This window comes from Treponema sp. OMZ 838 (genome assembly GCF_000775995.1).
Taxonomy (GTDB): domain Bacteria; phylum Spirochaetota; class Spirochaetia; order Treponematales; family Treponemataceae; genus Treponema.
This window is the reverse complement of record NZ_CP009227.1, coordinates 472000-487473: the sequence shown is the minus strand read 5'-3', so window position 1 is coordinate 487473 and position 15474 is coordinate 472000. Positions and strand designations below refer to the sequence as shown.

Here is a 15474-nt window from a genome sequence, read left to right as displayed (position 1 = left end):
TCAATGCGCTCCATACTCGTAAGATGAGGAGTGTAAAAAAATGGAAATGATCAGTGATTATGCAATACCGGTTCATAGAAGCCTCATACAGGTTGATATGCTTTTTGGTATCGGAACAAAAGCGGCGATCCTTCTTTTAATTGTTACGGTGGTCATGATACAGATTACCGGCGCGTGGTTTTTAATCGTTTCAGCGGCACTTTTTTTTCTCATGCGATTACTCGCAAAGAATGATCCATATTTATTGGATATTCTTTTTGATTCGGTTTTGCAACAGGATATTTACTATGGATAAAGAAGAAGGCGAAGATCTGCGTGAATACGATTTCGCACTCGCTTTAAGCGAAGAGCGCAGGATAAGCGTACAGGAAGCGCTCTATAGCTGCCAATACTTACGGGATTTTTTCCGTGAAAAAATCCTTGAAGGAAAGTCTGTGTATATCCACGGCATTGGCCGATTCCAGGTGAAAAAAAGGAAATTTCGGCATTGTAGAGATTTTCAGTCAGGGCAAGACATAGGGGAAAAAGAAGTTTCGATTCTTCAGTTTACAAGTGCCCATTCATTACGAACACAGTTAAGAAAAAAATAATGGAGGTGGAAAAACGAAAAACCTATTAAAAAGCCTTTTTAAACCACGCCGGTTTATTGAAGGGTTCGACTTAAAAAGGTACAAAGAAAGAAAAAATATGTTTTCCTCATGGTGTCCATGGGCGACACTGTTAGCAGATGGACTCGTTCTTTTAAAGAATGGAGCACTGTTACAAAGCTTTGCCTTTTCAGGGCCGGATCTTGAATCGGCATCAGCGGCAGAAATTGCAGGAGTATCGGCACTTTTTAATGACGCTGTAAAACAGCTCGGCGGAAGGTGGGCGGTACAACTTGAGGCGCAACGGTATAAAACAACCGTGTATCCTTCAGCGCAGTTTGACAATCCTGCAGCATACATTATCGATAAAATACGGGAAGGCATATACTCAGCCGGTAAGGAAAATACGCATTTTGCTTCTTCATATTACCTTTCCTTTACGTATGAACTGCCCTCTGATTTAAAACGAAGCAGTACTCGCTTCTTTTTTTCCGGAGGAGATAAAAACAAAGGAAGTTACACGCTCAACATCGATGCAATTATGGGGGAGATAAAAAGTTTTCAATCGGTAACGAGTAAAATAACAGACACGCTCAAGCGCGCGCTTGTTATTGAACCGCTCAATTCCGATGAAATGCTTACGTATCTTCACACGTCCGTTTCACTGAAATGGCATCCGTTAAAAGCCCCTGAGTACCTTTTGTTTTTGGATAAGATTATTACCGATTCAAATATCGAAAACACGATTCCATTAAAGCTCGGAGACTATTACGTGCCGGTTATCACAATTAAAGATTTCCCGCAAGAAACGTATCCTGCCATTTTTGACCGGCTTAATCGCACCGGCATTGAATACCGCTGGTCAACCCGCTTTATCTGTCTTGATAAAAAAGACGGATTAAAAGAAATCGACAAGTGGCAGGGACGTTTTCATGGGGGAAGAAAAAGTGCGAAGCAAATTATGACTGAGTACACCGAAAAGCACGAATCAAGCCGTGTAAATCAAGGTTCGGTTGCCCTTGAAGCAGATGCTTCGGCTGCACAGGTAGAGGCGATGACAGACTTATACCGGTTCGGCTATTACACCTCGACACTCGCCGTATGGGATTGCGATCTTGAGAAAGCGGAAGAGAAAGCGCGTATTTTGGAAGGTGAAATAGCCGCTTGTATGTTTAACAGCATCCAAGAGACGGCCAATGCATTCGAAGCATTTCTTTCGATGATGCCGGGTAATGTCTATGCGAATATCCGCCGCCCCTTAATTTCAAGCGGGAATCTTGCCCATATCATTCCGCTTTCTGCCGTGTGGACAGGGATTATCCATAATGATTTTACCGAAAGTATTTCAGGATGTGCATCGCCTCTTTTAACCTGTTCGAGTAATTATGCAACACCGTTTTTCTTTAACTTAAATGTCGGTACCGTCGGACACACGTTCTTTTTCGGGCCGACGGGATCGGGAAAATCGACAATCTTAGCACTCATTGCCATTCAATTTTTAAAGTATCCTGATAGTAACGTTATCATATTTGATAAGGGCAAAAGTGCACGCAGTGTTACGATGGCCGCAGGCGGCGTCTATGCAGAGCCCGGTATCGGAGACATCGGCTTTCAGCCGCTTGCAGACCTTACTACCCCGTCAGATATTTTATGGTGTGCAAGTTTTATCGAAGTACTTTTAAGCGAACAGGCGGTTGCCGTTGATGCTTCAATGCGGAACGCCATTACCGAAGCGCTCAAGCTCATGAAAGATATTCCGCTTGAAGATCGTACCCTCACCACCTTTACCACCTATGTGAGCTACACTAATCCTTCCACTGGTATAAACGACATTAAAGCCGGTTTAAGTCCGTACCTGAAAGGAGGGCAGTTCGGCAATATCTTTGATGAATCGGAGACGTCGCTTCCGTATTCAAAGTGGACAATGATAGAGATGGGCTCCCTTATGGATTTATCTGAAAAGGCGGTTCGCCCTGCACTCGTTTTCTTATTTAAATACATCGAACGTATTTGGAAAGGAACGAATGCAAAACCGAAACGGAAAAAAGAACTCACCCTTTTAATTCTCGATGAAGCGTGGCTGTATCTTGATAATCCCGTTTTTGCGACTCGTATCAAAGAGTGGCTTTTAACGTGCCGTAAGGACAATGTGTTTGTCGTTTTTGCGACGCAGCAGGTAGAAGCCGCTCGCCGATCAAGTATCGCGCCTGAAATTGTACAGTCGTGCCTGACGAAAGTCTATCTTGCAGACCGCAGCGCACAGGATGCTATTCAAAAAGAAGCGTATCGCTATTTCGGCTTAACCGATGCGGAAATTTATACGATTTCAAAGGCACAGCCGATGCGCGATTATTTTTATAAATCTTCGCTCGGAACACGTATGTTTAATCTTAATCTCGAAAAAGGACAGCTTGCGATTCTTTCAAGCGACCATGCCTACCTCGATTTACTTGAGCAAAAGTACGGAAGGAATTCAAAACGGTATCTTGTTTTTGAAATATTAAAACATCGTGGAATCCCATTTACTCATTTTTTTGATCAGCAAACACTCACTGAATTATTGAATGAAAGGAGCTTACTATGAAAAAAGTACAGTGTATTATTCTTGCCATTCTTCTTTTCGCAGCTCATACCCATGCGCAAATGGCGGTTTTTGATCCGAACAATTGGTTAACGGCTATCGATACCCTTTATGCAACGTACGATCAACTGATGAATACGGTTCAACAGCTCAAGACACAGTACGAGCAGCTGCAACATGCATACGAGATGGCAAAGACATGGGATTTTTCAAAACTGAAATGGGATGGAGACTGGGATTTCCGTAATGAAATTAGTAATGCCGGAGCTGCGGTCAACCGGCAGCTGGCAGGCTTACGGAACATGAAAGAAGCGCTCCAAAGTCAAAACATTCGATTGGGAGGAGTAAGTTACAGTATTGCCGATTTAGTCGGTGCCGGAGATGTAAATAAAAATATTTTGCGTTTTGTTGAGCATGGCGCTGAGTGGATGAGTAATGAGCAAATGAGCCGCGCGGTACGTGGTTTCACCGGAAAAATGAGCGAAAGAGAAAAGCGTGCAATCTGGAGCAAATACGGTATCAGTCCCGAGAACTTTGTTTTTGTCAAAGAGACGGAAAAATTTTTGAGAAAGCAAGCCGATCGGGTGATTGCCGCAGGACTTGATGAAAATACGGATACACTCATTGAATCGACGACAAAAAAATATGGAGACGTGTTTGCTGCTGCGATGAATGGTAAAAACCCGACGGAACTTTTACAGCAGATTGCAGCAATGTTGAAATTGCTTGGAGAGCAGGTAAATACGCTCAATACGAATTTAAGTCAAATCGGAACGCTGTATGCAACCCATACCCAAAGAGAAAAAACGCAACAAGACATTGCTCGCGATACGGCAAATACCATCAATGAGGCGCAAAAACGAGGGACGCCTTCCAGTATGTTTGTTACCACAAGTGAGGATAAATAAAAGGAATGAATTATAATTGGATTGATGTTCCATTTCTCGATGCGATGGAATATTTTTCGAGCATCTTTTATTACTTTCTCACTGTTGCAAAACGGCTCGGCTACATCGTTGCTCTCGTCGGGATCGGCTGGACGGCAATACAGCTGATGTTTGCATCCGTTTCGACGGAAAAAGCCTTGAAAGGACTCTTTTTTAAGTTTGCCCTGTTCTTCTTTATTCTTGCAATCTATCATCCGGGGGTTACCCTCCTTGCCAAGACCGTAACGAAATGGGGAGTGAGAGCTGGAGACGGGGATAATGTTATTCAAACAAACCTCGAAACGTTATTAAAGAAAGCCGAACATGATTTACAGATTGCAGAATCTCTTGAAGCAGGCGGAAATAATACAGCTGCCTCAAGCGTCACGGCAATACCGCAAATGAAAAGCCTTAAAAACACTCACATAAACGGATCGCCGCTTGTAGGATCAGATGTCATTGATTCTCAAGGGAGAGAACAATACGTCAATGCAGTTAATAAATATCGTACTACGGAGGAAAACCGCGAATGGGCAGAAAAAACGATTGAAGCAGTGAGCGCCGTATTAAAACCTACCTATTATAAAGATAAAAACGGAAACCTCATCAAAGGATATTATCTTGATGTTATGATGAAAAGGAAAGGCAGCGTTGCAAGTTCCTTTGTTTCCCCGAATGCGATTTTACGAATCGCACTTTTAACGGCAAATATTTTAAATAGCCGTCAGATGGATTACCTCACCGTTAAAATGGAAGAAGGAAAAAAAGATGCCGGTTGGCTTTCGATGAATAATATCGGCATAGTTCATTTAACGATGGGCGACATCGGAAACACGCTTCTTACGTGGTTGTGCTGTCTTTGTCTTATCGTCGGCTCTATTTTTGCTATTATTCAATACGTTATGTGCATTTTGGAATACTCCATTATTGCAAGTATCGGCATTGTATTCGTGCCGTTTGTACTGTTTGACGGAACAAAAAGTTTTGCTCAAAAAATTATTCCCGCCCTCACCGGCTTTGCCATTAAGCTTTTAGTGATGACGTTGTGTATTTTCTTTGTCTTTTACCAGTACCTCTACCTTGCAGGAACACAAATGGGAGAGACAAGCCCGCTTGATTGGACGGTTTTTGCCTACATCGCGTTTATGATCATTATCAGCTGGGTGTTAACGCAAAATGCGCCGCAGATTGCAATGACACTTCTAACGGGAAACCCGCAGCTTTCGATGGGAGAGTTTATGCAGGCCGTTGGAACAGGCGCGGCGCTCGGAGGAGCTGCCGTTACCGCTGCTGCCGTTACCGGTAAGGGAGCGCAGATTATGAAACAAGGAGGCGCAGCGCTTATCGGCGGGACGACGAATGCAGTCGTTTCAGGAGCAGGAATGCTGACAGAAGCGAAAGCGGCAAAACAAGCGGCCGTACAAGATTTACGCGCTAAAGGATATAGCGCCGATGAAGCAGCAGCCGTTGGTAATAGAGCCTACAGAGCATCAGTTGGAAACCATATTAAAACCGGCTTTAAGAGTATGGCTCACCGGCTCTCTCATGCCGAAGGTTCTGCAGGCGGTAATGGCGGAGGAGTTACAGGAGGCGGCTCCCGCTTTGTAAACCGCTATAGCGGTAAAGACGGAAGTACCATGGATACCGTCAAGCAGCCTGACGCTAATCATAGCTCGTTTAAATATGCAAAAAATCCTGAGACAGGGGCTTCGCTTACCGCAGCCGAATTTTTAGCGGAACGGCAAAATGCCGGTACGGCTCAAGGATCTGCAATGAGTGCAGCGTATGCACCGAAAAACACACCGCCGCCTCCACCGCAACAAAATACCAAAAGCACCATCACGTTACCGCAAGCCCGTGAACAAAGAGGGCTTCCTGAACCTTCACGTGAAGCGTTACCTGAACCGAAGCCGCGCCTTCCGGCTCCGTAATAGAGGATTATAAAGAGAAAAAATTTTTTCTTAAGGAGAATAAAAAGGAATACTACTATGGGAAGTAAATTTTATTTACCGAAAGGGCCTAATACCACACCATTTAACCGGAACATTAATAAAAAAGGTGTTGAAGTAGGCTTGCGTCATTACGATGAACTTATCGGCGCAGAAAATGAACACAATATTGCATGGCGCTTCGTTGCGCTTTGCTCAATACTTGCCTTCTTTCTTTCTGTCGGCGTTAATTTTTATGCCATTACGAGACCTGCAACGGTACCGCTTGTGATCACCGTCTCTGAAACCGGAGAAGCAAAGTATGTCGGTGATATTTCACACCTGTCGTACGGAAACATCAAAGTACCTGAAGTCGCCATTAGACGGCAGCTTGAAGACTTTATCACCTACACAGGAACGCTTTCAACCGACGGCGCGGTTATAAAAGCAAACATTGCACACTGCTATGCGATGTTAAACGAAACGGCTGCCAGTAAATACTCAAATCTCTTACGTGACAAGCATCCGTTTGAGCTTTTCGGGAAGGCAAAGAAAAATATCCTTCTTGAAAGCACCTTAAAGCTTTCTCCGCAAACCTATCAAATCGATTATATCCAAAACACCACCACCCTTGCAGGGCAAATTACCTCACGCATCCGCTACCGTGCTGTTATCAGTATGGCGTGTATGCAGCCGCCTGAAGGAAAAGAAAAAATAAATCCGCTCGGTATTTATATTACCGATTTTGACATTACCGAAGTCAACGTGCTTCAAAGCTCAAAAGAGTAATTTTTTTGCATAAGGAGTTTATGATGGATAAAAAGTATTATATTTCAGTTTTTTTTATTGCTGCCCTCATGGCAACGAGCTGTATGACAACCCGTTTGGTCAATGAACCGATTCCGGCAGAACGTGTCAGTGAAGGAAATGCGCAGACGCGTGAAGAGGAAGAAAAAGCAATCGAACGCGAAGATGAAAAGCATTTGGTTGAACTTCTTGAAAAAGAAGTTGATGTTGCAAAAACGGTTGTCTATGTTGAAAAGCCCGTGTACCGGCCGGCTGAAGCAAAAAATGATCCGCTTGCACGGGAAAATGTTCAAAAAGGACTTCCTGCAGCAAAGGCGGCAATCGATGGCGCCTTACGGATGCCTGAAAAATATTCAGGCGCAAAGATGCTCTATGATTACGATGAGCGCTTCGTTTACGAAATTTACTGTAAACCATACCATATCACCGATATTGAACTTGAACCGGGAGAGGAGGTATGGGAAGCCCCTTTTGTTTCTGAGCCGGACGTATGGCAGATTGGAGCGGGGGTGAGTAAAAAAGGAGGAGTTGATGTTCAGCACTTTTTTTTAAAGCCGTCATATTCAAAGCTCGCAAGTAACATGATTATTATCACGAACCGACGGATATATCATCTCCAGTTGAGAAGTTACAAAGACGATTACATGGCGATGGTGCAGTGGAATTATCCGCCTTCCATGCCATACGTGATGGCAAAATCTGAAAATGCGGTTAATTCCGTTAAAAGCGTTTTAAGCGGTACTTCTCCTGAATTTTTATCCTTCGATTATAAAATCAAGTATTCACCATTTAAAAAACCGGCCTTTATCCCTATTCGTATCTACGATGACGGAGCAAAAACGTATATCGAAGTAGACGAGCAGGTACTGCACGGACAGCTGCCCGCCCTTTTTGCTGAAGACAAAAACATTATCAATTATCGCGTAAAGGGTAATCTTTTTATTATCGACCAGCTCATTACCAAAGCAACGCTCCGTCTTAATAAAGAGAAAGTCATCATTGAAAAGCTCAAAAGCAAAAGTAAATAATGCAGGGAGAAATGAAGTATATGAGTGATATATTCGGCTTTGACGACGTTCTTGAAGGAGCGGAAAACGATACCGGCAATGAGTTTACCGGAGGAGCGCCGGTTACGAACGATGAGCTGTCAGGAAAACCGGCACTTCGTGATGAAAAGAGCTCACCATACGGCGAACAGACAAATGGCGATGAAATTATTGCGGACTTTTTTGGAGATGAAGAAAATGCCGCTTCATCCGATTACGAACGAGCAGGTGAAATCCCAGTAAGCGATTCTGATGAAAGTGGTAACGATGCACAAGGTGCGTTCGATACGCAAAATCCAGTACCGGAAGCAGCTGCTGAAATGCAAGAAGCATCGAGCGAGGCTGTCCATGCAGATGAAAAATACTCCGCGCAACAGGCTCTCTCAAGCGGTAAAAGTGCGTTAAAACTGAACCGCCAATTGATCTTTACTGTTATGGGCATTTTATTTCTCGCTGTTTTCTCTATCTTTATCTTTTTCACTTCATTTCGGAAAAAACCGGAAGAAAAGAAAACCATTGCAAAAGCATCAGAACGCTATGTCCCGGACTTTCCGCTCTCTCAAGGAAATGAAAAAGAAGGAGAGAAAAACACCGCCCTTTCTGAAACCCTTGCAAAAGAAGATCCTCCCGATAACACGAGTCCCTATTATTACGAGGAGCCTGTCGCCTCTTCCGAACAAAATACTTATACCTATCAAGGTACGGCAGGAGGAGGAGCTTCGCGATCAAAAAGGCCTGATACGCGCAATAACGCAATTCAAAAACCAATCCAAGGGATTAAAGGCTTAACCCCCACTGGAAGAACAGCACAGAGTGCTGCACAAGGCTCCTATCAAAGTGGCACAGATTCCGCAATAGCTGCTTCTCAAACAAACCCGTATGCACAATTCGGACTGCCTGCAAAAGAAGATTTAATGAAGCAAATCCTTTCTCAGCAAGGCTTACGCGGCGGCTTTATCAATAGTTATGATTCTCAGAATAACCAAAGCGGCAAGGAAAACTTTTATACGAGCGGAAAAGGAACAAGCGATGCCGGACAATTCCTTTCTGCCTTTTCCCTTTTTCAAGGTACGATTATTCCCGCGGTTCTTATTACCGGCATTAACACCGATTTACCCGGAGACATTATCGCACGGGTAACGAGTAACGTATATTCTTCACAAACCGGTCAATTTTTGCTCATCCCGCAAGGAACACTTCTTTTTGCCTCCTATAATTCATCCGTCTCTTATGCACAAAACAGGGTACAGATTGCATGGAAAACACTCATTCGACCTGACGGGTTTATGATGGAACTGGGCAATATGCAAGGAGCTGATGCACAAGGCTATGCGGGAGTACGCGGAAAGGTTGACCATCATATATGGGCATTTTTAGGCGGTATGCTTTTAACAACCGCGGTCGGACTCGGAGAGACGGCTCGTAAAGTCGAGCAGTTACCGCAAAATCCATACCTTAATAGTGCGACTAATAGCGCCTATGATACAACAAAGCGGCTCACTGATAAGATTATCGACCGTGCCCTTGATATTCAGCCAACCATTATTATCGCTCCCGGTGAGAGTGTGAATGTTTTAACGAACGCAAACCTCGCGCTCCCGCCGGTTGAGTCCCCGGCAGTTACACGCCGATACATTCGCCATTAATGTGCTCGATTGCTAATGTTATGACATTATCAAATTATAACGAGGAGCGTTTTCCTCCTCGCATACATTTTTAATGAAGGAGAAAAAAATGATGAAACACCGCATCACCCCACTTTGGAAAGCGCTTTCACTGCTCGTTGCCCTACAGCTCAGCGCTTGTTCGCTCTTTATGAAGCCCGATACATCGAAAGGAAGTGGTATCGAGCTCAATCAACTCGAATGGGAAAAACCCATACTGCAAATGAAAGCAGGCGGTATGGAACACGTAAAGCTCACCGCTTCCCCACGGGAAAAACAGCGCAATGCCAACATTACGTTTGAGTATGATGAAAAGATTATTAAAGTGATAACGAATAACTATGGCGTCGTTATCGAAGCGCTGAAAGCTGGCCGTACCGTGCTGACAGCTCGAAACGGTTCTTTAAGTACCAACCTTGTTATTACCGTCGACGGATATGCAGAAGGCTATAGCCGTCCGCCATACATTTATTCGCAAGCAAAAGTATTAACGTTAAGACCTTTTATCCAAGAGCGTATCTCTGTTTCCCTTTATGCAGGCCAACCGGAAGACGGCAGTGAGTTCCGTTGGACGAGTGAAAATCCATCCGTCGCTGAAGTTATTCCGAACGGTCAGTTTGCCCTCATCGAGACAAAAGGAGAAGGACATACTCGTATTAAAGTAACGCACCCGAAGGCGGAACATCCCTATACGATGCTTGTCTACGTCTTTGCCGATAATCAAAAGCCGACCTTTATTACCACGCAAGAAAATGTCGTTACCCTTCAAAAAGATAAGGGACAACGTACGATTACCGTCGACCTTGAAAATCCGCAAGGAACCGTTAACCCTGCAAGTTATCGCTGGACACTTTCCACCAAAGACGGTAAAAACCCGTGCGTCAAAGTCGAAACGAACGGCAATAAGGCTGTTCTTACGCCACTCGAAGCGGGAAGTTCCCTTCTACAGGTTTCTCACCCGCAGAGTGCCTATCCGCTTGAAATCCTCGTTCGTACCGTCGAAATCGTTAAAAACGTGCATATCGAATTGACAAAAAATTATGTCGAGCTTTCAGGAACGGCGACAGAGACAATTACCGCGACATTAAAAGGGTTACCGGCAGCGTCTTCTTCTTACGATACCAATGCGTTCGTATGGAACATCGAAGAAAATACCTGCCTTGAATCCGTCGCTCATGTCGACCAGCTCTATCTTTCGGGAAAGGCAAACGGTATCGTCCGCATCTCAGTTTCGCACCCCCAAGCCCAATATCCACGCGAGTTGTTTATCTCTGTTATTAATCAACAAGCCGATGCCCTTGATGCCTCACGCTATATTACTACCACTCAAAACTTTATTCGTACTAAAGTTGGCGCTGCCGCTATTCCGGTTGATATTCAACTTTTTGGCGGCGAAGAAGGGGATGAGCGGGATTTCCTCTGGACGGTTTCAGGAAAAGACGTTGAAGGAAGTAAGGCTGATATTATTAAGCTTGAAACGCCGACCGGTACCAGTATCTCCCGTGCAGCAGCTCCTACGTATGCGTTTGGTAAAGCACTGATCACGCCGTTGAAGGAAGGCACGGCAACGATTTCCCTTACCCATAAGAAAGTAAAGTACCCGACCGATATTATCGTAAAAGTACTTCCTTCTTATGCCGTTCTTGAAGATCCCCTCTATTTTACCGGCTCTTCTCTTGAAACACTGATAAACGGTGCGGAAAAAGATATTTCCGTCCGTCTGATGGGAACTGTGAAAAAAGAAAGCGATAACGAGAAAATCAGCTGGAAGTCAAGTAACGATACAACTCTTTCCGTAACCGGCAGCGGAGAACAGGCGCACATTAAAGCTACGGCGAGCGGAAATACCGTTTCCTTTATTACCGTAAGCCACCCGAAGGCCGAAGAAAATAAAAAAATTACCGTCCTTTCAGCAGACTCAGAACAAGACCTTCAAAATATGAAAGTCCTTTATGCTGATAAATATTCCTACGGCCTAAGGGCAAAGGCGGAGGCGGAAGCGTTTATCTCGTATTACGGATTATCGGAAAGTGAAATCGAATCCCTCGTTTGGACAATACAGGATAACGGCATTATATCCCTCGAAAACCCGACCAATGAACAAACGCACAAAGTGCAGCATACGATGGCAAAGTTGCGCGGCTTAAAAGCGGGGTCAACAACCATTACGGTGAGTGTTAAAAATACTCCGACGATTAAACCGGTAAAACTCACCGTCACCGTTTACCCTGAAAATGCCGACCTTTCCGTGCAAGGACAAGCCCCCTATCTGACCACCGACCAAAATGTATTGGTGCTTTCAAAAGCCGGACAAACCGGCGCTCTACAGGTGCGAGCCATCGCGCTGAGTGAAATCAAACAGCAGGCGATTACGTGGACACTCGAAAAGCCCGGCATCATCGCGCTCGCTCCGAACGGCTCATCTGCTCATGTAACAGCCTTACAGGAAGGAGAAACGAAAGTAACCGTTTCTCATCCAGACAGCCAAAATACACTCACCCTCTTTGTCAAAGTCGGAAGTGAATACATTCACAATAACCCTAAAACGGCTTTTATTTCGCTCAGTGCCGATACGGTACCGCTCGTAAAGGATGCAAAACCGGCAACCTTAAAGGCAACTCTCACCAATGCAGGAGGCGCTCAAGGCGGCTTTTCTTTTACGATCGATCATCCTGAAATCGCCTCTCTTTCAAGTACCGACGAAGGCGTTTGCGTTATAACGCCGGTAAAAGCAGGACAGGCGCAGATCGAGGTAAAAAATAAACACTGCCCCCTCTCCCGCAAAGTTCTTGTTCTTGTTGCAAACTCTCCGGAAGAGCTGAAAGGACTTACCTATCTTACGACCAACACCAATGTCGTAACGGTTTACAAGGGGCAAAATAGAAATGTCTCTGCTGCAGTCCGCAATAGTGACGCTCCAATCCTTGACGGCTTTCGGTGGGAAAGTGCCGATAAGGGAATTGCAACTGTCGAGCAAAGTTCCGGCGCTAATGCCGTTATCCACGGCAATGAAATCGGTACCACCCGTCTTACGGTGTCGAATACCCACTGTATCTATCCGCTTGAAATTATCGTCCAATGCGTCGATCCTATCCTTGCAAAGAATCATCCGTATATCGACACTCCGGCAAACATTGTTCCGTTGACTGTACGGGCAAACAATGTGCCCGGCGGATGGCAAACCATTACCGCCTCTCTTGAAGGAGGAATTGAAGCGGATAATCAGAATTTCAGTTGGGCAATCGAAGATTCCTCTATCGCCCAGATGTATGGACAAGGCTCCTTATGTAAGGTGCGCGCACTCCTTGCAGGTTCGACCCGCATTGTGATTCGCCACCCAAAAGCAGAAGAGCCGTGTTACGTTCTCCTTCTCTGTGATGCAGCCCCTCAAACGAATTGTTCAATCTCCGTCCGTGAATCGATTATCACGATGAAGCCGTCGGAAGGTGATAAAACGATTACGGCAACTCTCATTAACGGTACCCTTGAAGATAAATATGCCTTTAAATGGTGGGCAGATACCTACGATGTCATTAGCCTTAATTACTCGGCAAATATCGCCAGTATCCGCCCCATCGGTGAAGGGGAAACAACCATCCATATCACCCATCCGAAAGCACCTTATGAACAGGAAATTAAGGTGCGCGTCAGCGAATATACCGAATTTGCCTTTGCTGCCGACTTTATTACCCTTACCGAAGGAAAGACGCAATTCCTTTCGATGAAAGTCCCGTCTTCTTCGATAAAAACGCATATCGAGTATATCAGTGAAAAACCGACGCTCTGTATGGTAACCGGTACGAATAAGACTGCGCAGCTGAGTGCCTTAAAACAAGGTTCTACAAAAGTAAAGGCACGCCTTATCGCTACTAAAACCGGCGCCGTACAGGCAGAAGCCGAAATTCTGGTAACGATTGAAAAAGCCGACCCCGATATGGTCTATATCACCGCCTCTAAAACTGTCTATATGATTGAACAAGGAGCGACGCAAACCATTACGGCGAATATTCAAGGGAAAAATATTACCCCTGTTGACGTGCAGAATTTAAAGTGGAAAAGCTCTGAGCCTTCCATTGTCAAGCTTGCCGCCGCTTCTTTTACCGGCATTTCCATGGGGCCGGAAGCGGTCTTACAAGCGGTCGGACAAGGAGAATGCACCGTTACCGTCAGCCACGAAAAAGCGCAGTCGGATTTAGTCTTAAAAATAATCGTTCCCGGAAAGGATAAACAAGAGATTACCTTAAATAAAACCTATATTCGCCTCGAGACAGGTTCTCAGACTGAAGTAAAGGCGAATATTCCGGGGGGTAAACCAAACGACTATAAGATGATTGAATGGTCAATTGCAAAGTATAATGGAGAAACAATTGCAAATGTGCTTGGCAAGGGACAATCCGTTGCCGTCTATGCGGTAAAACCCGGTAAGTCCGCTTTACGTGCGACACTTCCGAACGGCAGCGTCGCAGAGTGCGAAATCCTCGTCGAAGCAAGTAGAGACTTACAGTTTTCAACGCAAAGTATCCGCGTCGCTCCCGGCGCTACACAGACCTTTACCTATCAAGTTTCTCCTTCCGATGTCGCCGTCGAATGGCGCACCTCTTCGGATGATGCCTTCTCTTACTCCGTCGATACCGTTAAAAAAGAAGTAACCATTACCGGCCGCAATGAAGGAAACGGTATCCTCACCGGTGTTACCCAATACGGCAATAAGGCGTCCATCCGTATCGTCTGTGCATGGGATTATGCCTTGACCCTTGGAAAATCTGCAATCATAAGCGAGCCGGAAATTAACCCCGCACGCCCGGAGGACTTCGTTATCCCCTATACCGTTAATCCGAAAGACGCCGACTTAGAAATCAATTGCGACACCGATATTGCAGGTTTCATTGTCGATAAAGAGAAAAAGAAAATCTTTATCACCCCCAAAAAAGAAGGGGAGACAAATCTTACCGTTACTGCAAAAAATCCGCATAAAGACGACTATACCTTTGCTACCCGTAGCTGCATGATAAAACTACGCTACGCGAAGGTAAACCTAATTGCGGAAAAAATTACGCAAACCGGTTCCTTCAGCCGCTTTGATAAAGGCATAAACCGTATCACAATCGGCGACGGGGAAGACTTTACGTTCCGCCTCGTTGCCGATAAAGCGCGTGCCGACCTTACCGTCACCAATGCAACCTTTACAGCAGCGAATGGTACTGAGATAACGCTCAAAGAAGATTCCTCCGGTAATGCAGATATGTACACGCTTTCGCACCCGACCGATTACCTCGAGTATCGCTACCTTATCGATAAAGATGTAAAGTGCTGGATTGCAGGGCCGCAACAAGGCGTTGATAGCCATGGGGTTTCAAAATATGATTGGATCGAATGCAATAAGCTTATCTGGAAATGGTATCAAGATGAGTACCACCCAATGAACTGGGATCCTTCTGCTAACCATTATATTGATGATGTAAACCCTATTACCGATACGAGCAATATGGTAAGGTATAGTAAATTTATGGAAACGAATACCTATGAAAAGCAAAAGCTTTATCCTGATCGAAATTTCGATAAAATGGTAAAATTTACCCTTACTCCTTGTACACCTTACTATGTTTCAGAAAGGGATTTTAAACAGAATAGCATCTGGTATACCCCCGAACATTTGTGGATAAAATATCAAAACAAAGGTTTTAAGTATATCGAAATCAACAGAGTTTCATATCCTGAAAGGAATCTACATAATTTCCAACGGGTACCAGTCGACTCAAAGGAGATAAAAACCAATGGATTTGCGGGAAACCTCACCGTTACCTATACACACCTTGGAAAGAACGGTACACAAAAGATACCAGTTTACTTTGAACAAAGATCCTGTACAAAAAATCAATAAGTAAAAAATAAAGGCAGTCTGCTACAACAGCGGACTGCCTTTTATGCTTACTGT

General features: G+C 44.7%; 9 protein-coding genes. All 9 read left to right on the top strand.

Annotated features, from left to right (window positions below; translation table 11 throughout):
* Positions 1-40 precede the first annotated feature (40 nt).
* The 9 genes from QI63_RS02165 (at position 41) to QI63_RS02125 (ending at position 15420) form a co-directional block, all read left to right on the top strand.
* Positions 41-295 (top strand): VirB3 family type IV secretion system protein, encoded by a 255-nt coding sequence (locus QI63_RS02165; protein WP_044013475.1) that lies wholly within the window; start codon positions 41-43, stop codon positions 293-295.
* Positions 288-590, top strand: a complete 303-nt coding sequence (locus QI63_RS02160) for an HU family DNA-binding protein (RefSeq protein ID WP_044013472.1) — start codon at positions 288-290, stop codon at positions 588-590. Before QI63_RS02165 ends, QI63_RS02160 begins: the two co-directional genes overlap by 8 nt.
* A 97-nt stretch (positions 591-687) precedes the next feature.
* The gene (locus tag QI63_RS02155; protein ID WP_044013471.1) at positions 688-3171 is read left to right on the top strand and encodes a VirB4 family type IV secretion/conjugal transfer ATPase; all 2484 of its coding nucleotides are present in this window, start codon (positions 688-690) and stop codon (positions 3169-3171) included.
* Positions 3168-4076 (top strand): hypothetical protein, encoded by a 909-nt coding sequence (locus QI63_RS02150; RefSeq protein ID WP_044013469.1) that lies wholly within the window; start codon positions 3168-3170, stop codon positions 4074-4076. The genes QI63_RS02155 and QI63_RS02150 overlap by 4 nt, the downstream gene beginning before the upstream one ends.
* A 5-nt stretch (positions 4077-4081) precedes the next feature.
* Entirely contained in the window at positions 4082-6025 is a 1944-nt protein-coding gene (locus QI63_RS02145; protein ID WP_044013467.1) for a type IV secretion system protein, read from the top strand.
* A 57-nt stretch (positions 6026-6082) separates the two neighbouring features.
* A complete protein-coding gene (locus tag QI63_RS02140; RefSeq protein WP_044013466.1) occupies positions 6083-6811 on the top strand; it encodes a VirB8 family type IV secretion system protein in 729 nt (242 codons plus the stop codon).
* Between the two features lie 20 nt (positions 6812-6831).
* Positions 6832-7857, top strand: coding sequence for a TrbG/VirB9 family P-type conjugative transfer protein (locus QI63_RS02135; protein ID WP_081984375.1), 1026 nt, complete (start codon positions 6832-6834; stop codon positions 7855-7857).
* Positions 7858-7877: 20 nt separating this feature from the next.
* On the top strand, positions 7878-9521 hold the full coding sequence (locus tag QI63_RS12375) for a TraB/TrbI/VirB10 family type IV secretion system protein (protein WP_158506657.1): 1644 nt from the start codon (positions 7878-7880) through the stop codon (positions 9519-9521).
* 88 nt (positions 9522-9609) lie between these two features.
* On the top strand, positions 9610-15420 hold the full coding sequence (locus tag QI63_RS02125) for an Ig-like domain-containing protein (protein WP_044013462.1): 5811 nt from the start codon (positions 9610-9612) through the stop codon (positions 15418-15420).
* Positions 15421-15474 lie beyond the last annotated feature (54 nt).

Excerpts from the sequence above, each read along its gene's own strand:
- QI63_RS02165 (WP_044013475.1), top strand. The coding sequence starts at position 41 with ATGGAAATGATCAGTGATTATGCAATACCGGTTCATAGAAGCCTCATA.
- QI63_RS02160 (WP_044013472.1), top strand. The coding sequence starts at position 288 with ATGGATAAAGAAGAAGGCGAAGATCTGCGTGAATACGATTTCGCACTC.
- QI63_RS02155 (WP_044013471.1), top strand. The coding sequence starts at position 688 with ATGTTTTCCTCATGGTGTCCATGGGCGACACTGTTAGCAGATGGACTC.
- QI63_RS02150 (WP_044013469.1), top strand. The coding sequence starts at position 3,168 with ATGAAAAAAGTACAGTGTATTATTCTTGCCATTCTTCTTTTCGCAGCT.
- QI63_RS02145 (WP_044013467.1), top strand. The coding sequence starts at position 4,082 with ATGAATTATAATTGGATTGATGTTCCATTTCTCGATGCGATGGAATAT.
- QI63_RS02140 (WP_044013466.1), top strand. The coding sequence starts at position 6,083 with ATGGGAAGTAAATTTTATTTACCGAAAGGGCCTAATACCACACCATTT.
- QI63_RS02135 (WP_081984375.1), top strand. The coding sequence starts at position 6,832 with ATGATGGATAAAAAGTATTATATTTCAGTTTTTTTTATTGCTGCCCTC.
- QI63_RS12375 (WP_158506657.1), top strand. The coding sequence starts at position 7,878 with ATGAGTGATATATTCGGCTTTGACGACGTTCTTGAAGGAGCGGAAAAC.
- QI63_RS02125 (WP_044013462.1), top strand. The coding sequence starts at position 9,610 with ATGATGAAACACCGCATCACCCCACTTTGGAAAGCGCTTTCACTGCTC.